Annotated in this window: 25 protein-coding genes; 9 read left to right on the top strand and 16 right to left on the bottom strand. The window is 62.8% G+C overall.

What is annotated here, in order from left to right:
• Positions 1 to 6: 6 nt before the first annotated feature.
• Positions 7 to 792, bottom strand: a complete 786-nt coding sequence (locus RLEG4DRAFT_RS14825; protein ID WP_003577735.1) for an IclR family transcriptional regulator — start codon at positions 790 to 792, stop codon at positions 7 to 9.
• 221 nt (positions 793 to 1013) lie between these two features.
• On the opposite strand from RLEG4DRAFT_RS14825, the gene RLEG4DRAFT_RS14820 reads away from it, so the two are divergent.
• Genes RLEG4DRAFT_RS14820 through RLEG4DRAFT_RS14785 form a run of 8 tightly spaced genes read left to right on the top strand, consistent with a single transcriptional unit; the run spans position 1014 to position 9197 of the window.
• Entirely contained in the window at positions 1014 to 2084 is a 1071-nt protein-coding gene (locus tag RLEG4DRAFT_RS14820) for an ABC transporter substrate-binding protein (protein ID WP_003577734.1), read from the top strand.
• A gap of 21 nt (positions 2085 to 2105) precedes the next feature.
• Complete coding sequence (locus tag RLEG4DRAFT_RS14815) at positions 2106 to 3620, top strand: sugar ABC transporter ATP-binding protein (protein ID WP_003577732.1); 1515 nt, start codon at positions 2106 to 2108, stop codon at positions 3618 to 3620.
• Positions 3617 to 4579 carry an ABC transporter permease gene (locus tag RLEG4DRAFT_RS14810; protein WP_003577731.1) on the top strand — a complete coding sequence of 321 codons (963 nt, stop codon included), beginning with the start codon at positions 3617 to 3619 and terminating at the stop codon, positions 4577 to 4579. Before RLEG4DRAFT_RS14815 ends, RLEG4DRAFT_RS14810 begins: the two co-directional genes overlap by 4 nt.
• On the top strand, positions 4576 to 5517 hold the full coding sequence (locus tag RLEG4DRAFT_RS14805; RefSeq protein WP_003577729.1) for an ABC transporter permease: 942 nt from the start codon (positions 4576 to 4578) through the stop codon (positions 5515 to 5517). Before RLEG4DRAFT_RS14810 ends, RLEG4DRAFT_RS14805 begins: the two co-directional genes overlap by 4 nt.
• Positions 5514 to 6470 carry an amidohydrolase family protein gene (locus RLEG4DRAFT_RS14800; RefSeq protein ID WP_003577727.1) on the top strand — a complete coding sequence of 319 codons (957 nt, stop codon included), beginning with the start codon at positions 5514 to 5516 and terminating at the stop codon, positions 6468 to 6470. Before RLEG4DRAFT_RS14805 ends, RLEG4DRAFT_RS14800 begins: the two co-directional genes overlap by 4 nt.
• Positions 6463 to 7773, top strand: coding sequence for an alanine racemase (locus tag RLEG4DRAFT_RS14795; RefSeq protein ID WP_003577726.1), 1311 nt, complete (start codon positions 6463 to 6465; stop codon positions 7771 to 7773). The genes RLEG4DRAFT_RS14800 and RLEG4DRAFT_RS14795 overlap by 8 nt, the downstream gene beginning before the upstream one ends.
• Before the next feature lie 35 nt (positions 7774 to 7808).
• The gene (locus tag RLEG4DRAFT_RS14790) at positions 7809 to 8153 is read left to right on the top strand and encodes a RidA family protein (RefSeq protein ID WP_003577725.1); all 345 of its coding nucleotides are present in this window, start codon (positions 7809 to 7811) and stop codon (positions 8151 to 8153) included.
• Positions 8154 to 8183: 30 nt separating this feature from the next.
• Positions 8184 to 9197, top strand: a complete 1014-nt coding sequence (locus tag RLEG4DRAFT_RS14785; RefSeq protein ID WP_003577724.1) for a succinylglutamate desuccinylase/aspartoacylase family protein — start codon at positions 8184 to 8186, stop codon at positions 9195 to 9197.
• Positions 9198 to 9292: 95 nt separating this feature from the next.
• Here the strand turns inward: RLEG4DRAFT_RS14785 and RLEG4DRAFT_RS14780 are convergent, their stop codons facing one another.
• The 7 genes from RLEG4DRAFT_RS14780 to RLEG4DRAFT_RS14750 form a co-directional block, all read right to left on the bottom strand.
• Positions 9293 to 10477 (bottom strand): hypothetical protein, encoded by a 1185-nt coding sequence (locus RLEG4DRAFT_RS14780; protein WP_003577722.1) that lies wholly within the window; start codon positions 10475 to 10477, stop codon positions 9293 to 9295.
• A 100-nt stretch (positions 10478 to 10577) separates the two neighbouring features.
• On the bottom strand, positions 10578 to 11252 hold the full coding sequence (locus tag RLEG4DRAFT_RS14775; protein ID WP_003577720.1) for a 4-carboxy-4-hydroxy-2-oxoadipate aldolase/oxaloacetate decarboxylase: 675 nt from the start codon (positions 11250 to 11252) through the stop codon (positions 10578 to 10580).
• A gap of 89 nt (positions 11253 to 11341) precedes the next feature.
• The gene (locus RLEG4DRAFT_RS14770; protein ID WP_003577718.1) at positions 11342 to 12178 is read right to left on the bottom strand and encodes an ABC transporter substrate-binding protein; all 837 of its coding nucleotides are present in this window, start codon (positions 12176 to 12178) and stop codon (positions 11342 to 11344) included.
• A 32-nt stretch (positions 12179 to 12210) separates the two neighbouring features.
• Positions 12211 to 12975, bottom strand: a complete 765-nt coding sequence (locus RLEG4DRAFT_RS14765; protein WP_003577717.1) for an amino acid ABC transporter ATP-binding protein — start codon at positions 12973 to 12975, stop codon at positions 12211 to 12213.
• A complete protein-coding gene (locus tag RLEG4DRAFT_RS14760) occupies positions 12972 to 13727 on the bottom strand; it encodes an amino acid ABC transporter permease (protein ID WP_003577715.1) in 756 nt (251 codons plus the stop codon). Before RLEG4DRAFT_RS14760 ends, RLEG4DRAFT_RS14765 begins: the two co-directional genes overlap by 4 nt.
• A complete protein-coding gene (locus RLEG4DRAFT_RS14755) occupies positions 13724 to 14431 on the bottom strand; it encodes an amino acid ABC transporter permease (RefSeq protein ID WP_003577714.1) in 708 nt (235 codons plus the stop codon). Before RLEG4DRAFT_RS14755 ends, RLEG4DRAFT_RS14760 begins: the two co-directional genes overlap by 4 nt.
• Positions 14428 to 15201 (bottom strand): SDR family oxidoreductase, encoded by a 774-nt coding sequence (locus RLEG4DRAFT_RS14750; RefSeq protein ID WP_003577712.1) that lies wholly within the window; start codon positions 15199 to 15201, stop codon positions 14428 to 14430. The genes RLEG4DRAFT_RS14755 and RLEG4DRAFT_RS14750 overlap by 4 nt, the downstream gene beginning before the upstream one ends.
• Before the next feature lie 231 nt (positions 15202 to 15432).
• On the opposite strand from RLEG4DRAFT_RS14750, the gene nac reads away from it, so the two are divergent.
• Entirely contained in the window at positions 15433 to 16338 is a 906-nt protein-coding gene (gene nac, locus RLEG4DRAFT_RS14745; protein WP_003577711.1) for a nitrogen assimilation transcriptional regulator NAC, read from the top strand.
• A gap of 15 nt (positions 16339 to 16353) precedes the next feature.
• On the opposite strand, the gene RLEG4DRAFT_RS14740 is transcribed toward nac, so the two are convergent.
• From RLEG4DRAFT_RS14740 to RLEG4DRAFT_RS14700, 8 genes are all read right to left on the bottom strand, one after another.
• Positions 16354 to 17556 (bottom strand): pyridoxal phosphate-dependent aminotransferase, encoded by a 1203-nt coding sequence (locus RLEG4DRAFT_RS14740; protein WP_003577709.1) that lies wholly within the window; start codon positions 17554 to 17556, stop codon positions 16354 to 16356.
• Between the two features lie 60 nt (positions 17557 to 17616).
• On the bottom strand, positions 17617 to 18384 hold the full coding sequence (locus RLEG4DRAFT_RS14735) for a 5-oxoprolinase subunit PxpA (protein WP_003577705.1): 768 nt from the start codon (positions 18382 to 18384) through the stop codon (positions 17617 to 17619).
• Between the two features lie 21 nt (positions 18385 to 18405).
• Positions 18406 to 19401 carry a biotin-dependent carboxyltransferase family protein gene (locus tag RLEG4DRAFT_RS14730; RefSeq protein ID WP_003577703.1) on the bottom strand — a complete coding sequence of 332 codons (996 nt, stop codon included), beginning with the start codon at positions 19399 to 19401 and terminating at the stop codon, positions 18406 to 18408.
• Positions 19398 to 20105, bottom strand: coding sequence for a 5-oxoprolinase subunit PxpB (pxpB, locus tag RLEG4DRAFT_RS14725; protein WP_003577700.1), 708 nt, complete (start codon positions 20103 to 20105; stop codon positions 19398 to 19400). Before pxpB ends, RLEG4DRAFT_RS14730 begins: the two co-directional genes overlap by 4 nt.
• Complete coding sequence (locus RLEG4DRAFT_RS14720; protein ID WP_003577698.1) at positions 20102 to 20527, bottom strand: hypothetical protein; 426 nt, start codon at positions 20525 to 20527, stop codon at positions 20102 to 20104. The genes pxpB and RLEG4DRAFT_RS14720 overlap by 4 nt, the downstream gene beginning before the upstream one ends.
• Complete coding sequence (gene accC / locus RLEG4DRAFT_RS14715; RefSeq protein ID WP_003577695.1) at positions 20524 to 21918, bottom strand: acetyl-CoA carboxylase biotin carboxylase subunit; 1395 nt, start codon at positions 21916 to 21918, stop codon at positions 20524 to 20526. Before accC ends, RLEG4DRAFT_RS14720 begins: the two co-directional genes overlap by 4 nt.
• Complete coding sequence (locus RLEG4DRAFT_RS14710) at positions 21918 to 22349, bottom strand: acetyl-CoA carboxylase biotin carboxyl carrier protein (protein ID WP_003577694.1); 432 nt, start codon at positions 22347 to 22349, stop codon at positions 21918 to 21920. Before RLEG4DRAFT_RS14710 ends, accC begins: the two co-directional genes overlap by 1 nt.
• Positions 22350 to 22731: 382 nt before the next feature.
• Positions 22732 to 23070 (bottom strand): hypothetical protein, encoded by a 339-nt coding sequence (locus RLEG4DRAFT_RS14700; RefSeq protein ID WP_003577693.1) that lies wholly within the window; start codon positions 23068 to 23070, stop codon positions 22732 to 22734.

Raw genomic sequence — 23070 nt, 5'->3', positions numbered from 1 at the left:
CCGGCATCAGCCTCGTTTTGGCCGGGCCGGGGCATGCTCCAGGCCGGCGGCGGCCGTCTTCAGGCAGTCGAGATAGCGGTCCCGGTTGGCAATGCCGTCGTCGCGCGGGGTGACGAGGCAGAGCGTCGCGGCTGCATGGCCTTCCTCGCCGCGCACCGGCACGGCAAAACAATGGGTGAAGCTGTCGACGATGCTGTTGAAGGTGAAGAGGCCTTCACGCTCGGCCTGGCGCACCTCGGCGATGAAGGTCTGCGGCTCGAGCCATTCGCCACCCGGCAGGCGGAAATCCTGTGGCGGAATAAAGTTCAGGATGTCCTGGTCCGACAGATGCGCGACGAGCAGCCGGCCTGACGCCGTCCACGGGATCGGCACCGACTGGCCGACATCCGTCGAAATGCGGAATGGGCGCGCGCCTTCGCGCATGCGCACGACCGTGTACCTGTTTCCATCCAGCATGCAGAACTGCGCCGTCTCCCGCGTCTCGTCGGCAAGCCGTTCCAGCGTCGCCTCGCATTCGCGGGTGAAATCGAAATGGTTTTCATAGGCGGCGCCGAGGAAATAGAGCTTGCGGCCGAGATAGACCCGCCCTTCACCGCCGGTGAATTCGAGAATGCCGTTACTCAGCAGCAGGTTGACCAGCTCGTAGACCGACGAGCGCGGCGCGCCGATCTGCGCGGCGATTTCGTTCGGCTTCAGGGCTTGGCGTTTCTGGCGCAGGAAATCGAGGATTTCGAAGGCGCGGTCGAGCCCTCTGGCGCGCTTGCCGGCTGCTTCGTCCTGAACCGCATCCATTCCTGTCATCCCTGTTTTATGCCGGCCCAAGCTTTTCAAGCTGTCTGCCGCGTCTGTCAATCGACCCCGGCATTCGTCGCCAACGAAAATTTTTTTCACCCTCTTGCGAGGTGCAAAAATCGGCATAAGATCGGCGCGTCCGGTATTTAGATCATATGTACATTATATTGGACAAATACAGATGGCAAGCGTGAACGCCGCCACACCAAAAGGGGATCGACATGAAGAATTTTGAAAACAGCATTTCCGCTTCACTGCGCCGCCGCCTTCTCGCGGGCGCTGCCGCAGCAGCCACCCTCCTCGTCTTTTCCACGGGCACCGCCTCGGCCGCTGCCAATTGCATCAAGGGCGACAGGAAAGCGCCCTATACGATCGGCTGGGCGAATATCTATTCGGTGCCGACCTGGATGAAGCAGACCGAAGGCACCATCACCGCCGAAGTGGAAGAGTTGAAGAAGGCGGGTCTGGTGAAGGACCTGATGATTACCGACGCGCAGGGCAACGCCCAGACGCAGATCCAGCATATCCAGTCGATGATCGACGCCAATGTCGACGCCATCGTCGTCATCGCCGGCTCCTCCAATGCGCTCGACCGCGTCATTTCGGATGCCTGCGACAAGGGCATCGCGGTTGTCAATTTCGACAGCTTGGTCAACACCGACAAGGTGACGGCGAAGATCAACACCGATTCCAACGAATGGGGCGCGACCGCCGCCAAGTGGATGGTCAGCCAGCTCGGCGGCAAGGGCAAGATCATCATCATGAATGGCCCGGCCGGCATCTCGGTCAGCGACGACCGTCGCAAGGGCGCCCAGCCGGTGCTCGATGCCAATCCGGGTCTTAAGGTGATCACCGAGACCAACACGGAATATAACGTCGCTCCGGCACAGGAAGCGATGACCAGCCTGCTCTTCGCCAATCCGGAAATCGACGGCGTGCTGTCGCTCGGCGGTGCGCTGTCGGCCGGCTCCGTCCTCGCCTTCGAGCGCCAGGGCCGCGACCAGGTGCCGACGACAGGCGAGAACGCCCGACAGTTCCTGGAACTCTGGAAGGAGAAGGGCCTGAAGGGCTGGGCGACCATGCAGCCGAACTGGCTCGGCGCGCTTTCCGTCTATACCGCCGTGCAGGCGCTGCAAGGCAAGGACGTGCCGGCCTTCGTTAAGGTCCCGCTGCCCGTCATCGATGACAGCACCATCGGCAGCTACCTCGCCCGCGCCGACAAGTTCCCGGCTGACGGCTATATCTACTCGGATTACGATCAGGCGCTCTTCGACAAGCTGCTTGCCAAGTAATCCTGAGCTGAGGACGCCGTCATGACGGAAGAAAGGCCCCTGCTGGAAGCCCGGCAGGTGTTCAAGGGATTTTTCGGCAATCCCGTTTTGAAGGGCGTCGATATCGCCCTTCTGCCGGGCAGGGTTCACGCCCTGCTCGGTGAAAACGGCGCCGGCAAGTCGACGCTGATCAACCTTCTGTCCGGCGCCCTCCAGCCGGACAGCGGATCCATCCTCATCGACGGCAAGCCCGCCGGGCATTTCAGCCCGGCGGCGGCGCGCGCGGCCGGCATCGCCGTGGTTCAGCAAGAACTGAGCCTGACGGCCAATCTGTCGATTGCCGAAAACATCGGGACCGGCGCCTTTCCGCGCCGGTTCGGTCTCATTGACTACAGAGCGCTTCATCGCGGTGTGCAGGATGTCTGCGACATGGTCGGGCTCACCGAGCCGCTCGACATGCCGGTTGCCGATCTCGCGCTCGGGCGCCGTCAGATGGTGGAGATCGCCAAAGCGCTGTTCCGCAAGCCGCGCGTGCTCATTCTGGACGAGCCGACCTCGTCGCTCTCCGCCCACGAGGCCGGCATCCTTGCTCGGCTGATCGAGACGCTGAGAGAGCGCGGCACCGCCCTTCTCTATATATCCCACCGCCTCAACGAGGTGCAGGCGCTCTGCTCGCATGTCACGGTGCTGAAGGACGGCGGCGTCACGGCCGATCAGTCGCTCTCCGGCATCGACGGCGAGGGGTTGGTCCGCCTGATGGTCGGCCGCGAGACCGGCGACCTGTTCCCGCCGCGCCCGGCCGCCAAGCCCGGCGCAATGCGCATCAGCGTGGAAGATTTTTCCGCCGGCATGGTGCGCCATATCGGCTTTTCCGCCCGCGCCGGCGAGATCGTCGGCATTGGTGGCCTCGTCGGGCAAGGGCAGGAAGACCTGCTGCTCGGCCTCTACGGTGCGATCCCGGCGTCGGCTACCCGGGCGGAGGTTTCAGGCAAGTCAGGCCTGCCCGCCCATGTCGGCGAGGCGAATGCGGCGGGCATCGTCTATGTGCCGGCCGACCGCAAACACGAGGGGCTGGTGCTGCCGCACTCCATCGCTTCCAATCTCATCCTGCCCTCGCTCGGACGCCTTGCCCGCAGGGTTCTCCGCGACCGGCCGGCGGAAAACGGCCTGGTCGCCGATCTCGCCCGTCGCCTGACGATCAAGGGCGATACCGCCCGCCCGGTACAGGCGCTTTCCGGCGGCAACCAGCAGAAGGTGGCGCTTGCCAAATGGCTGCCGCTCGATCCCTCCGTTCTGCTTCTCAACGATCCGACGCGCGGTGTCGACATCGAGACCAAGCGTGAAATCTACCTGATGCTGCGCGCCTTCGCCGCCGAGGGGCGGCTCGTCATTCTCGCCAGTTCCGATACGCCGGAGCTCGTGCATCTTTGCGACCGTGTCGTGGTTCTGCGTGAGGGGCGTATTGCGGCGACGTTGTCGCAGGAGGCGATCAGCGAAGGGGCGATCGTCGGCGCGGCCATGGGTATTGCGGCCACAACACAGGGAGAGGCTGCATGAGCACGATTTCGTCATCCCGGCTCTACGGCGCGATCCAGCTCCGCCGCAACCGCGGCCTTGCCGGGCTTTATCTGGTCGTCGCCGCCTTTCTCATCCTCTATGCGCTGCTCTTTCCCGGTATCCTTTCGATCGGCGGCTTTTCCAAATTCACGCAGAACTGGTTTCCGCTCGCGCTCGTCACCATGGCGCAGGCGCTGCTCATGCTGAATGGCGGCATTACCCTGGCGATTGGCCCGCTCGTCAGCCTTGGTGCGGTGATCGCGGCGACGACGATGCAAGGGGTGCTCGGCGTGCCGGGCGGCATCCTGGCTGTCGCGCTTGCCGGCCTTTCGATCGGCGCTGTCATCGGCGCCATCGTCACGCATCTGAGGCTGCCGGCGATCATCGTGACGCTGGCCGGATCCTTCATCATCAGCGGCGTTGCACTCATTCTGCTGCCGCGGCCGGGTGGGTTCGTTCCCGATTGGCTGTCGACGGTTCTTGCCGGCCACACGCCCGTCGCCTTCCTGCTGCTTGTCGTAATCCTTGTGCTCTGGAAAGCCTTCCTCGCAACGCCGCTCGGCCTCGGCATCTATGCGGCCGGCGACAACCCGGTCGGCGCCTTCCGTTCCGGTGTCCCGGTCGAACGGGTGAAGGTCGCAGCCTTTGCACTCTCAGGTCTTCTTGCCGCCCTGACCGGTCTGTTCGTCGCAGCGCAGACCGGCTCGGGTGATCCCGTGATCGGCACACCCTTCACGCTGAACTCGATCGCCGCAGCCGTGCTCGGTGGCGTGGGTTTCCTCGGCGGCAAGGGCACGATGCGCGGCGCGATCTGCGGCAGCCTGCTGCTGTCGGTGATGATCAACGTGATGTTCTTCTTGGGCTTTCCGCCGGTTGCGCAATATGTCGCGCAGGGCTTGATCATCGTGGGCGCAGTCGCCGTTCCGGAACTTCTCGGGCAATGGAGGGCAAGACGATGAACATGATCAGGTCCGCATTCCGCAATCCGCCGCTCCTGACCTTGCTTCTGGTGGCGCTCGTCTGGATCGTCGCAAGCTTCACGCTGCGCGGTTTCGGCGCCTATGGCCATTTGCGCTATCTGCTTGAACTTGCCGCGGTGATCGGCATTGCCGCTGCCGGGCAGACGCTGGTCATCCTGATGGGCGGCATCGATCTTTCGGTCGGCGCGGTTATAACAGTCACGGCGATCCTGTTGCCGCTGATTTCGCCGGCCTGGGATCCGACCGGACTTGCCGGCATTGCGGCAGCCCTTGCCATCGCCGCCGGCATCGGCCTGATGAACGGCGCGGGTGCGGCCTATCTCCGCGTGCCGCCGATCATCATGACGCTCGCCATGGCGACCTTCCTGCAGGGCCTGCTCGTCATCGTCGCCGGCGGCAGCGCGGTCACCGTCAGCAATCCGGCGGTCATTCTGCTCGGGCAGGCGCGGCCGCTCGGCATTCCCGCGGGCATCCTGCTGTGGCTCATCGTCTCGATCGTCGTGCTGGTGCTCGTCCACCGCATGCCGATCGGCGCCCGGTTCCTGGCGCTCGGGGCGAACCCGCTCGCTGCCCGCCTTTCCGGCGTCAGCATCACCCGCAATACGCTGATCGTCCACACTCTGTCCGGCTTTTTCGCTGGGCTTGCGGGCATTCTCGCGCTGGGTATGAACCGGCAAGGTTATGTCGGCATCGGCGATCCCTATCTGCTGACCTCGATCGCCGCCGTCGTGCTCGGCGGCACATCGATCCTCGGCGGCCGCGGCACCTATGCCGGCACCATTCCAGGCGCAATCCTGCTCGTCACCACGACGGCGCTGATCACCGTCGTCAACGCCTCGCCCGGCTGGCGGTCGATCATGTTCGGCACGCTGATCCTTGCCCTGTTGCTCGTTTCCGGCCGCGAGGCGCGCAGATGACCGAGCGCTACGACGGGCCGGTGATCGACCCGCACCACCATCTCTGGGATCTCAGCCTGCAGCGCCATCCCTGGCTTCAGAAGGCGCGGGCGTCAGGCGAAGAGATGGTGTTCGGTAGCCTTGCGCCAATCCTGCGCGACTACGGCGTCGACGATTATCGCGCCGATGCCGCGCGCCAGAACGTCGTCGCGACAGTGCATGTGGAGGCCGGCTGGTCTGACGCGCATCCGCTCGAGGAGAGCCGATGGCTCAACGGGCTCGACCGCAACTCTGGCGTGGCGCGGCGTTATATCGCCCGCGTTCCCCTCGACGGGCCGGACGCCCCTCGCCTGCTCCAAGCCGAAGCGGAAAACCCCCACGTCGTTGGCATCCGCGATATTCTGAGCTGGCATCCCGATGCGGCGAAGAGTTTCGCACCGCGCCCGGACCGCATGGGCGATCCGGCCTGGCGGGCGGGGCTGGCCGAGGCCACGCGGCTCGGGCTGGTCTTTGACCTGATGCTCTATCCCTGGCAGATGGGCGAAGCGGTCGAATTGGTGCGGGATTTTCCGGAAACGCTTTTCGTGCTCAACCACGGCGGCAGTCCCGCCGACCGTACGCAGGAGGGCATGGCGCTTTGGAGCCGGGGGCTGCGATCGCTCGGCCGCGAGCCAAACGTACGCTTGAAAATCTCCGACCTCGTTGCCTACGACAACGACTGGACGTTCGAAAGCCTGCGGCCGGTGATCCAGCATTGCCTCGATTGTTTCGGCCCGGCGCGGTCGATGTTTGCGAGCGATTTTCCGGTCGCAGGCCTGCACGCTTCTTTCGACGAAGTCTATCAGACCTTCCGCATGGTCGCCGCTGAGCTCTCCCTCGACGAGCAGCGCGCCTTGTTCTTTGCCACAGCCAATGACACCTATCGCCTCGGATTGGCCGATCCGGCCGAGATCGGGAGAGGCCGCCATGTCTGACCTTCATGCCGCGACGGAAAACGTCCTGATCGACGAGCGGGTGCGCGGCTTTCCGCCAGGCCATCCGCCGCTGCCGCTTGCTGCAGTAGGAATGCAGAGATGGAAGCCCTATGACGGCAGGATGGCGCTGCCGCTGATCTCGCTCGATCGACAGGCCTTCGCCGGGAATGTCGAACTGATGATGGCCTATGTGAAAAGCCATGGCGCCGACATCGCGCCGCACGCCAAGACGCCGATGTCGACGGCGCTGGCAGAAGCGCTTCTTGCGGCCGGCGCCTGGGGCACGACCGTTGCCGACATCCGTCAGGCCGCCGTCCTGCTCAGGGCAGGACAGCGCCGCCTGATCCTCGCCAACGAAATCGGCGGGGTCGCCGCCGCCCGCCGGCTTGCGGCCCTGCTCGGCCATTACCCTGATGCGGAACTCCATATCTTCGTGGATTCGACAGCGCTGGTCGAGGCGCTTCGCTCCGCATGGCAGGAGCGTGGTGATCTGCCGCCTCTCGGGCTGCTGGTGGAGTTCGGCGCCAGCCGCGCGGGTCTGCGCAGCGCCGAAGCCGCGGTGGCAACTCTCGATGCGATCCTGGCCGTGGAGACGCCGGCCTTCCGGCTGACCGGCATTGCTGCCTATGAGGGCGCGGCCGCCACCGCCGATCCGGAAGAGACGCTGCTTCGTATCGACGCGCTGATGGCGATGATATCAGATTTCCTGCCGACGATCCGCACCTGCATCGGCAGGGAGCGGCCGCTTTTCGTCACCGCTGGCGGTTCGGTGTTTTTCGACGTAGTGGTGGCGCGGCTTTCAGCCGCCGTCGCGGCCGATCCCGCCTGTCGGCTGGTGCTGCGCAGCGGCGCGATCTTCTTCCACGATCACGGCATCTACGAGCGCGGCCTTGCCGGCCTCGACGCACGGTGCGGCTTGCGCATCGGCGATAAGACGATTTCCGCAGCAGCCGGTTTCCGTCCGGCGCTCAGGCTCTGGGCCGAAGTCCTCTCGCGGCCGGAGCCGCGGCTGGCGATCTCAGGCATGGGCATGCGCGACGTGGCGATGGACCAGGGCCTGCCGCGGCCCCTGGCGCTCTATCGCAATGGCGCCTATCTCACCGACCTCGAAAACGCCGACGTTTTCCGTCTCAACGATCAGCATGCCTTCTTGACACTTGACGATGATAGCGACGTCTCTGTCGGCGATGTGATCGAGTTCGGCATCTCGCATCCCTGCACCTGCCTTGACCGGCATGCGATCCTCTATGGCCTCGACCCGGATCATTCGGTGACGGCGGCCTACCTCACCAGCTTCGGCTGAATTCTCCCTCTAAAAGCAAGAAAAGGAAAAGCTGCATGATCCAGCGTTACCAGAAGGGCTCGCGTATGAGCCAAGCCGTCAGTTATGGCGGCCTCGTCTATATTGCCGGCCAGGTCGCGGAAAACCGCAAGGCGGGCATTGAGGACCAGACTCGCGACGTGCTCGCCAAGATTGACGCCCTTTTGAAGGAGGCCGGCACGGACCGCTCACGCCTCCTCGCCGTCGACGTCTTCCTGCCGGCAATTACCGATTTCGAGGCGATGAACGGCGTCTACGACAGTTGGATCGACATCGAAAATCCGCCGGCGCGCGCCTGCACCGAAGCCCGCCTCGCCGATCCCGATCTACGTGTCGAAATGACCGCGGTCGCGGCGCTGTAGACGCCGGCAACCGCCCGCACTGGAGACAACATGCATAGCGGCCTCGTCAACCCGATCGACTTTTCCCGCGAGGGCCGGCAGGCCGGCCATCTCGCCATTCCCTATTCGATCGACCGTTCGCCCTATTATCAGATCCGCATGCCGATCCTTCGCCTGCAGAATGGCGAGGGGCCGTCTTTGCTGCTGATGGCGGGCAACCATGGCGATGAATACGAAGGTGAACTTCAGCTTTCCCGGCTGATGCGCCTGCTGGACGTCAAGGCAATCCGTGGTGCGGTCACCATTCTGCCAATGGCAAACCTGCCGGCGGTGATGGCGGCCAAGCGGTGCTCGCCCTTCGATGGCGGCAATCTCAACCGGGCCTTTCCCGGCGATCCCATGGGGTCGCCGACGGCACGACTTGCGCATTTCCTCGAACACGAACTCTTTCCGCGCCATGACGTCATGCTCGACCTGCATTCGGGCGGCACGACGATGGCGCATCTGCCCTGCACGCTGATCGAGCGGCAGGCCGACGCCGCCCGTTTCGAGCGGGCGGTCTCGCTGATGCGGGCGATGGGCGCGTCGCATGCCTTCATCGCCGACAATGGCCCGGCGGCGCCGACATCGATGGGGGCTGCGGCAAGGGCCGGCGTCATCGGTCTTTCCGGCGAATTCGGCGGCGGCGGAACCGTGACGCCTCAGTCAATGGCCTTCACGGCGGCGGCGATCGACCGGCTGCTGGTGACGCTCGGTATCGTCGAGCACCCGGTGCTGTCGCGTGCGCCCCTTGGCGAAGCAGTACCGTTGCAGCTCCTCTCGCTGTCCCGGCATAGCCAGGGCATCTATGCCAACCGCAGAGGCTGGTTCGAGCCGGCCGCTGCCCTTGGTGCCACCGTCTCGGCCGGCGATCTCGCCGGATGGTACCATGACCTGGAATGCCTGGAGCAGCAGGAGGAAGAACTGCGCTTTGCCGAGGACGGCATCGTCATTTCGCATCGGCTGCATTGCGACAGTCAGGCAGGCGACTGCCTGATCCAGGTCGCTGAACCGATCACGGAGTAGAGCGGTTCAGCTTTTCCTGGAAACGCAGAACCCTCCGATTTTTGTTTTTACGCAATTCCGGACGGAAAACCGCTTCGCACTTTCCTGGAATTGCTTTAGCTGATCGCGCCGACCGCCGCCTTGACCCAGTCGAGGCGCTTGGCCGGGATGAGCCCGTAATTGTAGAAGTTTACGCCATCAGCGCCGGCATCGACGGCGGCCTTGGCGCGGGCCGCCAGCACGTCGGCTTCACCGACCTCGGGATAGAAGACGCGCAGGCCGACGCCGAGGAATTTTTCCGATCCAAGTGTCGCTCGGCCAGTGCGGATGACATCGCCGATCGCCGTGGGTTCCATGTCGTAGCAGCAGAGGATCGCCCCGTCGCAAAGTTTGGCGACCGCGGCGAGATCGACGCCGCCGAGCCAGCCGTCTTTCAGGTCGATGAGGACGATGCGTGTCGCCGGTTCGGCCGACGCCTTGATCTCGCCGATCAGGCTGCTCACCGGTTCACTGCGCCAAGTGAGATAGGCATGCAGATCGGGATGGTCGCGAAACGCATCGATACCGGCTGGCGGGAAATCGGGAAACTGCCGTTCGGGCACCGCCCGTTCGCAGAGCTCGGCAATGAAGCGCGCCACCGATCGGCGCGCGCCTCCGACCGGCACGCCGGCCTTTGCCGCGCGCGCCGTGCAATGGTCGCAGAAGCAGAGCGACAGCAGGAAATCGTCTTCGGCGTTCAGGCCGACGCCGTCTTTTTCGTGATGATATTCGTGCGCGAAGCCCATGAAGTTCGGGCTTTCGAGTTCCACCATATCGGGCCGGTAATTCACCGTGATGTCGCGGACAAGAGTGACGGCATAGGCGCGCGCTGCCGGGCTGGAGGGGCAGAGATTGTAATAGTTGGGATTGCCGAAGGCGTTGCGCGTCACATGGTCGGGATGCAGCATGCCGAAACGGCTGTTGTGGAGGCAGACCGTCCAGCAGGAGACCTTGAGACCCGTCGTCTCGCGTCCCCTGACGAGCGCTTCCAGCATATCGCCGCGCTCGCTCACATTGCTGGCCATCAGCGGCCGGATCACCTTGTCCTGCCACAGGCTTTCATCCGGCCGGAAGTAGACTGTCCCGTCCTCGGGAAAATAGGCCTTCTGATGCGGGCTGCGCGGCTGCAGGAACCGACCGGCATGATAGGAGGTCGCCAGGCTGACCGTGTTAAGCCCCGCCCGGCCGGCAAGCTCGGCGGCAAACGCGTCGAGCCCCTGGTCCTGGACGTCCCAGGGATAGGTCCACATGGAAAGATGCATGGCGTGCTCCGGTCAGGTCTGTCCGCTTTATAGAACATGCGTCCATAATAGTGTCCAGACTGATCTTAGAGCGTGAGCCCTTGCAGACCTCCCTCGTTTGTCAGATGTCGACGACAAGCCCCTTGGCTTTCAGCACCGGTGCCAGATTGCTGACCTCGATGACCGATTTCCCCGCCTTGTAGGCGGCGATATAGCCGGCTTCGGCGTCTTCGCGAGCCTGCGACAATCGGGCGGCTTCCTGCGCTTCCTGCCTGCGTACAACCACCAGGCCGTCGGCATCGCCGACGATGATGTCGCCGGGATAGATGGTTTCACCGCCGACGATGATCGTGTCGTTCACCGCCGCAATGGTTTCCTTCACCGTGCCCTTGATGCAGACGCTGAGCGAGAAGACGGGGAAACCGAGTTCTCTAAGCTGCAGCGTGTCGCGCACGCCGGTGTCGGTGACGAGACCGCCGATGCCCTTGGCAAGGCAGGCATTGGCAAGCACGTCGCCGAAGGATCCGGCTTCTTCGTATTCGCCGGCCGAGACGACGATGATATCGCCGGGCTTTGCGTAGTTGATGGCGAGCTGCAGCATGATGTTGTCGCGCGGCGCGCATTTGACCGTAAAGGCCGGACCGCACAGTTTCATGCGGTAGTCGACGGGCTTGAGTCGCGAGGAAAGTGCGCCGCGGCGCCCTTGCGCTTCGTGGATGGTCGCCGGCGAAAATTTGGAAACGGCCTCGATGTCAGCTTTGCTGGGCCGTTCGGGGATATCTTTTATATGGATCATGGATGCCTCACATCGTTGGCAGACGGCGGGCAAGTCCCGCCGTCTTATCTCGGTTGCATTGTCCTCGGGAGGTTCCGAGACCGCTCGGTCTACGGGATCGGGTCGAACTTCAGCTGCGTGAGCGGCACGACTTTGTCTGTGCGGGTCATTTTGTATTCGGTGTTCGGGCCGAGCCACTTATCCCAGATCTTGTTGATCTCGCCTGATGCGTCGAGCTTGTGCAGGATTTCGTTGATCTTGGCCGTCAGCGCCGGCTGATCCTTGGCCATGCCGATGCCGATCGGCTGGTAGAGCATCGGCTCCTCGATCATCCGCATTTCCTTGCCCTTGCTCTTCGATTCATTGACGAACTTGGTCGTCGTCATGGTGTTGGCCACCATGCCGCGCGCCTTACCCTGCTGGACGGCAAGATAGGCCGAGGCCGTGTCCTGGAATGTCACCGGGTCGGATTTGTTGAGCTTGATCGACATTTCCGAGGTCGAACCCTTAGTCGAGGCGAGGCGCTGACCTGCGTAATCGGCCTTCATCTTGCCGGCATCGTCGGCCGGCACGATCAGCATTTCCTTGGCGAGATAATAGGGATCGCTGAACTGGATCTGCTCGGCGCGGCTCAGCGTGTAAGCGAGGTTGGCAACGGTGATGTCGACGCGGCCAAGCTTGACCTCGGGTACGCGTGCTTCAACCGAGACCGGCTTGATTTCGGCCTTGACTCCCAATTCCTCGGCGATGGCGCCGCAGAGATCGACGTCGAAACCGGCCATTTCGCGGGTCTTCGGATCCGGCGAGGCGAAGGGAGGAACGTCGGCGAAAGTCGCGCAGCGCAAGGTCTTCGCCGACATGATGGTGTCGAGCTGATCGGCCTTCGCGGGTGCGGCGGCTGCGAGGCCGGCAAATGCGGCGGTGAGGGTCAGGTATTTCCAGTTCATTGCTGTTCTCCTTTGTTTTTGGTGCTTAGTTTTCAATGCCTGAGATCAGCGAGGAAACGCTGAGCCCGGGGATGGCGTGGATTGCTGAAGAATTCTTCGGGGGTCGCCATTTCGATGATCTGGCCCGCATCGATGAACCAGATCCGATCCGCGACGTCGCGCGCGAACCCCATTTCGTGGGTGACGCAGAGCATGGTCATGCCTTCGGACGCCAGGCTCTTCATGACGGCGAGTACCTCGCCGACCATTTCGGGATCGAGCGCGCTCGTCGGTTCGTCGAACAGCATCACCGGCGGTTCCATGGCGAGGGCGCGGGCGATTGCCACCCGCTGCTGCTGGCCGCCTGAAAGCTGACCGGGATAGGCGCGGGCCTTGTCGGCGAGGCCGACCCGATCGAGGAGCTTGAGCGCCTTTTCATGCGCGACATCGGCCGCGACGCCCTTCACCCGGATCGGCGACATCGACACGTTTTCGGCGACCGAGAGATGCGGAAACAGGTTGAAGTTCTGAAATACGAAGCCGATCCGGCTGCGCATCGCGTTGAGTGCCTTTGCCCGCATGGAGGCATGAATGTTCTGGCCGTCGAGGGTGATCGATCCGCTGTTGATCTCTTCGAGGCGATTGATCGTGCGGATCAGCGTCGATTTTCCGGAGCCGGAAGGTCCGCAGATGACCACGACCTCGCCGCGCGCCACCTGCGCATCGATGTTCTTCAGAACCGGATAATCGCCGTAGCTCTTGCAGACCTGCGAAAGCCGGATCGTCTGCGATTCCTGCGTTGAAACGGACATGGTCATAGCTGCTCCGATATGATTTTCGACGGCGTGACCACGGTGGCGGGGACGTTGAGCAGTCCCGCACGCCGCCGCGTGATGCGACGCTCGAGGCGATTTGCGAAGTAGGTCAGCGTCCAGCAGATGGCGAAATAGACGATCGCCAGGATGAGGAAGACCTGGAAGGGCTGGGTGAGGAGCTGGTTATTGACCTGGCTTGCCGCAAAGGTCAGATCCGGCACGTTGATCACATAGCCGAGCGTCGTGTCCTTGATCGTCGAGACGAAGGTGGAAAGGATGCTCGGGATCATGTTGTAGAGTGCCTGCGGCAAGATGATGAAGCGCATCGCGCCCATGTAACCGTGGCCGAGCGCACGCGCCGCATCCATCTGGCCGGGCCCGAGTGCGACGATGCCGGCACGGACGACTTCGCTGAGGAACGCGCTCTGATAGACCACGAGCGTCGTCAGCATGGTGACGAAGCTCGGCACGTCGGCGCCGGTCAGCAGCGGAACCAGGAAATAGCTCCACAAGATGAGCATCAAGAGCGGCACGCCCCTCGTGAAATATACAAGTGCAGTGACCGGCCAGCGCAGCAGCGGAGATTTGGAAAGCCGCGCCAGTGCGAAGAGGATGCTGGCCGGAAAGGCGAGAGTGATGCTGAGTGCTGAAAGGATCAGCGTATTGGCGAGCCCGCCCAGCGGTCCGTTCGGATATTGGCCGATCAAGAGCAGCAGCCAGTAGTCTCGGACGATGGCGATCATGTCCTGGATCATGCGCGCGCACTCCTGGCAGGATCGGCGCGCATCGACAGATAGGCGCCGATGCTCATGATCACGAGCGAGAAGAAGAGATAGAGAACCGTGCCGACGAGGTAGATCTCGAAGGTGCGGAAGCTGAGGTTTTCGATTTCCTTGACGGCATGCGTCAGTTCCGACGCGCCGATGACGACGGCGAGACTACTGTTCTTGAACAGGGAGACGCTGTGATTGATGAGCGGCGGCAGCGCGTTGCGCACGCCCTGTGGCATGATGACGAAACGCATCGCCGAGACATAACCGTGGCCAAGAGCACGGGATGCCTCCATCTGGCCGGGACCGACCGAGCGCACACCCGAACGAAGATCTTCGCTGAAATAGGCTGCCTGGCAGAGCCCGAGCCCGATCACCGCAAAGATCGCCTCGGCGTTATGGCTTGCGAGCCATGTCGCCAACCCGCTCGGCATCAGGGTGAAGATCCCGAAATACCACAGCATTAGCTGAACCAGGGTGGGAACGTTGCGGTGGTAGGATACGTAAGCGGCGACCAACGGATCGCCGAAGCGAAAGGGCGACAGGCGTATACAGAGCAGCAGCAACGCGAGCGCCATCGCCAGCGACCACGATCCGGCAAAAATGATGAAGGTCATCTCGATGCCATGCAGCAGCATGGCCGCATATTCGGGATTTCCGAGGATTGCCGAAAGGTCGAAACCGCTCACGGCGTTGGCTCCCCGGATGGATCTGTCTTCGGCTGCGGCTTGGCGGTCTGCAGGCCACCCATGACCTGCAGCGTCGGCGTGATTTCCATATGCCCGATGTTGACGGCGACGGGAGCTGATATGGCAAAGGCGATCGCGTCGGCGATATCGGTTGCCTGCGGCAGTTCGAACCCGTCGATGAACCGTTCCCGGATGCTGGGATCATTGCCGTGGACGTGATTGAAAATGTCTGTGGCGACCCGGCCGGGGCAGATTTCCGTGACCCGCACGCGCTTGCCGAAAGCGTCGATGCGCAGCTGGTTGGACAGCATGCTCACCCCGGCCTTGGTGGCGTGATAGGAGGAGTTGCCGCCGAAATTATAGGCGCCCGCGATCGAAGAGATGTTGATGACGTGGCCGCGGTCGCGCGCCACCATGCCCGGCACCACGAGCCGGCAAATGTGCAGGACCGCCCGCAGATTGACGTCGACGATGAGATCGATATCGCCCTCGTCGGCTTCCAGGAACTTCTTCGGCCGGTCGACACCGGCATTGTTGACGAGAATATCGAAGTCCACGCGACGTGTGAGCTCAGCGATTGCCTGACGGTTCGTCACATCGATGACGTGGGCTATGCAGCCCGTCCGCGCGGCCAACTGTTGCAGCGCTTCGGCGCTCCGGGCAATCGCGTGGACCTCGATATTCTCTCGGCAAAGCCGCTCAACGACGGCTGCGCCGATACCGGAGGAGGCGCCGGTCACCAGTGCGGTCTTGTAGTCGGAGAATGGCATTGTCGTTCCCTTGTTGTTGTTCGAGACAGTAGCGAAGCTTTAACCCCTTGCCTAAGACCGATTATCTTTGGAGCAATAAGCAACGGTTATGGAGCGGGTGCGCCTGCCGAAGAAGAGAAAGCGGCGATGCCGGCATTCGCTCGCAGCCTCGCTTCAGGCCGGGTCGCGTTGCAAAAGCAATGCGCCTCTGCAAACATGCCATCCGCAGATCAGAATGGTACCCCGATCCCCATGGACATCAGACGCCTCAAATCTTTCATCGTGATCGTCGACAGCGGCAGCATCACGCGAGCGGCGGATCTTTTGCATATCGCCCAGCCGGCTCTGAGCCAGCAGCTTGCGGCGCTGGAAGAGCATTTCGGCCACAAGCTGTTGATCCGCAGCCAGCAGGGCGTCAGCATGACCGATGCGGGACACGCGGTATATCGCCATGCGCAGATCATCCTTCGGCAGATGGAGCAGGCGCAAGCCGATGCATCGGCGGCTGGCAATTCTCTTGCCGGACGCGTGTCGGTCGGTCTAGTGCCGTTCAGCAGTGCCGCGACGCTGTCGGTCGAGTTGCTAGCGGAGACCCGTAAACGCCATCCCGGTATTTTGCTGCATCTGACCGAAAGCGTCGGTCAGACTTATAGCCAGATGATCATGAACGGCCGGCTGGAGATGGCGCTTCTGCATGGGACCGGGCCGATCAAGGGCGTGCGGTTCGAACCGCTCCTCAGCGAAGAGTTTTTCCTTGTGGCGCATCGCGACTTCGCGATCGAAGCGGATGCAAAACCCGTGTCCGTGAACGCTCTCGACGGAATACCACTGCTGTTGCCGCCGGCTTATAATTTCGTCCGCCGCGCGGTCGATACCGCCTTCACCCGCACCCGCACCAATTTGAAGGTCGTGGCGGAAGTCGAAATCGTGCGCACGCTCGCCCGCGCGGTCGGCAGCGGTCTCGGTGCGACGATCATGCCGAAAGCCATAGCCGATCGCATCGTTTCGGAATCGAGCGAGCCGCTGATCTGCCGGCTCGTCTCGCCCAGGATCGAGGAAACCCTGTCGCTTTGCGTTTCCGACCAGAATCCCCTGTCGGAACCGGCGCTTGCCGTCCGCGACATCCTCCTCGAATTGACGGCGCGGTTGAAGGGTTAAAAGCGCGGTTGCCGGTTAGCGCATATCGTTGCAGAACTCAGCGATGCGGGCGCAGCCCTCGCCGAGTTTTTCCATGCTTGTCGCGTAGGAAATGCGAAAGAAAGGGCTCATTCCGTAAGCCGCGCCTTGCACGGTCGCGACGTGATGTTCCTCCACCAGCGCCATGACGAAGTCGACGTCGGTCTCGATCTTGCGCCCGCCCTTGCTGGTCTTGCCGATCAGTCCCGATATGTTGGGATAGATATAGAAGGCGCCTTCGGGCCGATGGCAGCGCAGCCCTTCCACCCCCGACAATTTGTCGAGAACGAAGTCACGTCGCGTCTTGTAGATCGCCGCCCGCTCCTTCAAGAGATCCTGAGGCCCGTCGAGCGCTGCGGTCGCGGCTGCCTGGGTGAGCGTCGCGATGCCGCCGCCATTCTGGCCGTTGACGTTGCTGACGGCCGAGATCAGTTCTTTTGGGCCGGCGCAGAAGCCGAGCCGCCAGCCGGTCATCGCGTAAGCCTTGGAGACACCGTTCATCGTCAGGACACGATCGTATAGTCTGGGTTCGACTTCCGCGATCGTGCAGAACTGAAAGTCGTCATAGACCAGATGCTCGTAAATGTCGTCGGTCATGATCCAGACATTGGGGTGGCGCAGCATGACCTCGGCGATGGCGGCCATCTCGGCCCGAGAGCAGGCTGCTCCTGTCGGATTGTTCGGGAAATTCAGGAAGAGCCATTTGGTGCGCGGCGTGATCGCCGCCTCCAGATCTTCCGGACGCAGCTTGAAGCCGTTCTGCTCGTAACAGGGGACGGCGACCGGGACGCCGCCGGCGAATTTGACGATGTCGGCATAGCTGACCCAGGAGGGCGTGGGGATGACGACCTCGTCGCCCGGATTGCAGGTTGCCAGCATGGCGTTGAAGATCACCTGCTTGCCGCCGCCCGAGACAACGATCTGGCTGGCATCATAATCGAGATTGTTGTCGCGTTTGAATTTCCGGATGATGGCGGATTTGAGCGCCGGCGTACCGTCCATCGGCGGATATTTCGTATCGCCGGCAAGCGCTGCCGCATACGCCGCTTCGATCGCGTGTGCCGGTGTGGGGAAATCCGGTTCGCCGGAGGAGAGGCTGACGACCTTGATCCCTTGGGCGGCCAGTTCCCGGGCGCGCTGGGTCATGGCGGCGGATGCGGATATGGAGACGTTTTTCAGGCGGTCTGCGATGACGGACATCGGCATGGTCCTTCGATGAGAGATTGGAATTAAGGCCGCCGGCGGGCGATCGGGATTGCGTCAGTCGGCGAGTTCTGCGGCGGGAGCGAGTGTCGCGCCCGTGGCTTCGATTTCGCCGCGCACGATGCCGGCAAGGTCGAGGGCGCCGGGCGTGTCGCTATGGACGAGGATGGAGCGTGCCGGCATCGCGATCACGGCTCCGTCGATCGTCTCGACGGTTCCATCGACGAGGAATTTTCGGACGCGAGCGCGCACGGCGGCTTCGCCCTTGATGACGGCGCCGGGGAGCCCGCGTGCGACGAGTTTGCCGCTGGCGTCATAGGCCCGGTCCGCGAGGAAAAGCGCCAGCGTCTTCAGACGCGCGCGCTTGGCCGCCTGTTGGATCTCGCTGTCAGCCGTGACGAAGACGACGAGATTGGCGTCGACGGTGGCGATCGCATCCATCATCAGGTCGGCGAGGACAGGATCACGGTTGACCATATTGCCCATGGCGGCATGGAAGCTGAAATGGGAGACGGTGACGCGCTCGCTTCTGGCGATCGCCATCAGGGCGCCGAGCTGGTAAAGCATCTGCTGGCGAAGCTCGTCCGCCTGGAAAGGTATTTCGCGCCGGCCGAACCCCAGCCGGTCGGGCAAGCCTGGATGGGCGCCGATGCCGACGCCATTCTGTTTTGCCAGCCGCACCATGCGGCCCATCGTATCGGGGTCACCGCCGTGAAAACCGCAGGCGATGTTGGCCGAGGAGACGATTTTCATCATCGCTTCGTCGTCGCACAGCCGGTAGGGACCAAATCCTTCGCCCATGTCGGAATTCAGATCGATCTTCATCAGTTCCTCCTTTCAATGGCCTTAGGCCATCGCTTTCAGGGCGCGCTTGACCATTTGGGATGTTTGCCTGACATCCTCGACATAGCGGGCGACGGCCTGTTCGACCGCGCGCGCTTCCGCATGCGTCGACCGGACGAATTTCAGGCGGGCGCCGATGCGGGCCTGTCCGAGCCGCCAGAGGTCGCATTCGATCACGCCGGCGACCTTCGGATATCCGCCGGCAGTGTTCGCTTCGCTCATCTGCACGATCGGTTCGCCGCCGGGAGGAACCTGGATCACGCCGGGCACGACGCCGTGGGAGCGCATCTCGATCGATGCGGTCGGCGTGATCGGCTCGCCGGAGAGGCGGTAGCCCGTCCGGTCGCTTCGCGAGGAAATCCGCCAGGTCTGGCCCCAGAAGGCTTCGCCGTCTCCGGCGAAAAGTTCATGCTCGCCGGCAGGCAGCGCCCGGATTGGCAAGGCGCCGTCGACGGGCGCCGGGAAGACATCGCGGAGCGCCACGGCCGGCTCGACGACGGCGAGGCCCGTGGCCGGCAGCATGCCAATCTCCGCGTCCTCGCCGACGGCGATCCGATCGCCCTTCGCCAACGGCCGGCCGGCATTGCCGCCGAAGCCGCCGCGCAGCGACGTGCTTCGCGATCCCATGACAACAGGAATATCCAGCCCGCCTCCGACCGAAACATAGGAGCGCGCCAGCCGCGGGGGCTGCAGCAGCTGAAGAACCTGTCCGGGCTCTGCCGTATAGGCGCACCAGGGAATGAGTTCCGATCCGTCGAGGTGAGGATGGCCGTCGGCGCCGGTCACGGCAAAGACAGTCCGACGCTCGAAACGCAGGCTGAACGGGAAGGTCTGCACCTCGATCACAGCCGCATTCTCGTCATTGCCGACGAGAATATTGCCGATCCGGACTGCCAACGGGTCCATGGCGCCGCTCGCCGAAACGCCGATGTCGCGGTAGCCGGGACGTCCCAGATCCTGCACAGTGTTGAAAGGGCCGCTTTCAAGGACCTCGATCATAGTTCGATCCTTTCCGGCAAGAACCGCACCGTATCTCCGGGCGCCATCATCGCGGGGGTCGGCGAGGTCGGGTCGAACATCTCAAGCGACGCGAAGCCGATGGAATTCCAGCCGTTGGGACCGGTGAGCATGGCGACGCCGGTTTGCATGCCGCCGATGGTCACGCAGCCCTTCGCCATCTTCAGCGAGGGCACGGTCTTTCGCGGCATGTAGATGCGCGGATCGAGGCCATGCAGATAGCCGAAACCAGGCGCGCTGCCCAAGGCGAAGACCCGATAGGTGGCTTGATGATGGATGCGGACGACCTCCCGGTCGCTTAAGCCCGAGAGATCGCAAAGGGCTGGAAGATCGGTCGCATGTTCGCCGCCGTAATGAACGGGGATCTCTATGGTCTTGCCGTTGAGATCGATGCTCCGCGCATTCTCCCAAGCCTCCAGCAGCCGGGCGACCACCGCATCGGGATTTTCGGGCGCCTCCCTGAGGATCACCAGCAGGTTGGTCATCCCCGGAATGTTTTCCGCAATGTCCGTCCAGCCCTTCATCGTCTGGGACAGGGCCCAGATCCGCCGCTGCGCGATGAGATCGAAATCGCCTGGCGCCTCGAGCAGGAAGGATCTTGCGCCGATTGAGGAAACCCGCGCCCGGCTTTGGGTGGCCGGAACGATTTCGCGTTGCGAGGCATGTCTGTTCGTCGTGACGATCATGATGGCAGCTCGATTTCGAACAGAGGGTCACCGAAGCCGACCAGCGCGCCGGGCTCGGCGAGCAGCCTGGTCAAAACACCGGAATGGCCGGCGCGAAGGGGAAGCAGCACCTGCCCTACCCTGACGAAGCCGAGGATGCCGGCATCGGATATGGACCGCGGCAGAGTTCGCGACATGGCAGCGGCGGCCGGATGCTCTGCACAGAAATGTCCGGCCATCGGCGCCTTCACGACGACAGGTGCGGAACCGGCAGCGCAGAGCGTCGCATCCGTCGCACTGATCCGGGTGCCGCCCTCCTCTGAAACGACGATGCGAAGCTGCCCGTCCGGCCGCGAGATTTCGAGCCCCTCCACGCCGGCAACCGTCAGCGCGTCGGTGAGGAATGCGATGGTTGCGGGATCGCTGAGATCGAAGGCGCTCATGCCGCCACCCTCCGCAGCTTCAGCCAGTGCTCGAGATAGTGAATATCCGTTTCGCCGCGGGCGAATGCGTGATCCTCGAACAGGGCGCGCAGGAAGGGCATATTGGTGGCGATGCCCTCGATCTCAGTGCCGGCAAGCGCCTCGCACATTCTGGCCATGGCTTTCGCCCGAGTCGGCGCGTGGACGATCAGCTTGGCGATCAACGAGTCGTAATGGGGTGAGACCCTGTAGCCGGGATGAATATGCGTATCGACGCGGATGCCCGGCCCCTCTGGCAAAGCCAGATGGGTTACGACGCCTGCCGACGGCAGGAAAGTCTCGGGATCCTCGGCGTTGATGCGGCATTCGAAAGAGTGGCCTTCGCAGATCACATCATCTTGGGTGAGGTCCAGAACGTCACCCTGGGCCGCCTTTATCTGCGCCTGGACGATATCGACCCCGCTCGTCAGCTCGGTGACGGGATGCTCGACCTGAAGCCGCGTGTTCATCTCGATGAAAAAGAACGCGCCGTCCTCATAGAGGAATTCGAAGGTACCGACGCCGCGGTAGCCGATCTGGCGGCAGGCCTCGACGCAAGCCATGCCGACCGGCTGGATGATGTCGGGCGCGATCCCGGGCGCCGGCGCCTCTTCCACCACTTTCTGATGGCGGCGCTGCATCGAGCAATCCCGGTGGCCCAGCCAAACGGCATTGCCGTGATCGTCGCAAACGACCTGTATTTCTATGTGGCGAGGATGCTGGAGGAATTTCTCCATGTAGAGCGCGGGCGAGCCGAAGGCCTTGCGCGCCTCTTCCCGCGTCAGCGCGATCGCTTCATGTAGCTGGTCGGCTTTCGCCACGACGCGCATGCCGCGTCCGCCGCCGCCGCCTGCCGCCTTGACGATGACGGGATATCCGATCTCCAGCGCGACGCGCTCGATTGCGGCCGGGTCGTCGGCCAGCGCGCTATCGGGACCGGGAACGCAGGGCACGCCAGCCGCCATCATCGCCCGCTTTGCCGCGATCTTGTCGCCCATGGTCGCGATCGATGCAGCCGTCGGACCGATAAAGACCAGCCCGGCCTTTTCGACTGCATCGGCGAAAACGGCGTTTTCCGACAGAAAGCCGTAACCGGGATGGATGGCGCCCGCGCCGGTCAGGCGTGCGGCGAGAAGAATGGCATCCTGATTGAGATAGCTCTTGCCCGCGGTCGACGGGCCGATACAGAGAAAATTGTCCGCGGTCTTGATATAAGGCGCTTGCCTGTCCGCCTCGGAGCAGATGGCGACCGTCTTCAGGCCGAGCTCGCGACAGGCCCGCTCTATCCGGACTGCGATCTCGCCGCGATTGGCGATGAGGACGGTATCGAAACGGCGCCCTGAGATAGCGGATTGTTCAGATGTTTCCTGCATCAGGCGATCTCCGCCAGCAGGTCGCCGGTCTCGACCTCGCCATTGTCGATATCGGTCAGGCGCGTGATGCGCCCGGACCGCGGCGCGGCGATCGTATTGAAGACCTTCATCGCCTCGATGATGAAAAGCGTCTGCCCCTCCTCTACCGCGTCACCGATCGCGACGAACGGCGGCTCGCCGGGCGCTGGCGCCCGGTGCAGAACGCCAAAGACGGGCGCCTTGACAGCATAGGAGATTTTCTCGGCGCTCGCAGGCGCATCGGAGACGAGGCTTATCGTCGATTCCGGCTTTTGCGAGGGCTCGGCGCAAGCTGCCTCCCCCGGCGACGTACGGAAAATCCGAACCGTCACGTCCTTTTCCGTCACGGTCAGCTCGGTAATATTCGATCGTCCGACAAAGTCGATCAGCGTCTTGATCTTCGAGAGGTCCATGTGCGTACTCGGAATTTCAAAATTCCACCGCGCAGACCTGAAGGTTCACATCGCCCGGTGTCGTGATTTTCGTAGCACGACGTGCGGGCTGATGGGGTCAGACGAAGTTTTGATGGAGCGCAATCCCGCGTCCTATGGGCAGGTCGCCGCCGGACGCCCTGGATGGAGCCCGCGCGCCGGCGAGGCCGAAATAGAATCCATCGACGAGCAAAGCGTTTTTGGAAGCGGTGCCTCCCTCCGAAATGAATCATACCCGCTTTTCTCGCCGGTCTGTCTGACGGGCGCGTCCGACAGGTGGCGCGACCGACAGGCAGACTGCATGAAGACAATGGCCGGCCAAGTCCTAGATCATCAGCTCGAATGGACGTGATCTTTTCGAGAATCAGACGACCAAGAATCCCTGGTAAGCGTCCTTAAACTGATTGTTCAGTTTAACAGCAACCCACAAGGGATCTTTGGAGTTGGTCGGATCAAGGCCATGAGCAGGCGTGGCAACAACCGACCATAACTTGTCCGTACTTATGGCATCCGGATCAGGACATATTTCCACTGCAACCTTACCGGTGCCGTCCGAGTTACGCGCTATATACACAATCATACCCTGAATAAAGCCGGTGCCTCCAAGTGAAAAACGAGTACTCTTATCAGTTGCAGCTTTCACAGGGTTGTCGCTCAGATACTTAATGTCAATTTCATGTTGATCATCAGACTTTGCAGGCAT

This window comes from Rhizobium leguminosarum bv. trifolii WSM2297, assembly GCF_000271845.1.
Note: the sequence above shows the minus strand (reverse complement) of the source record. Positions and strands in the feature narration are given on the sequence as shown.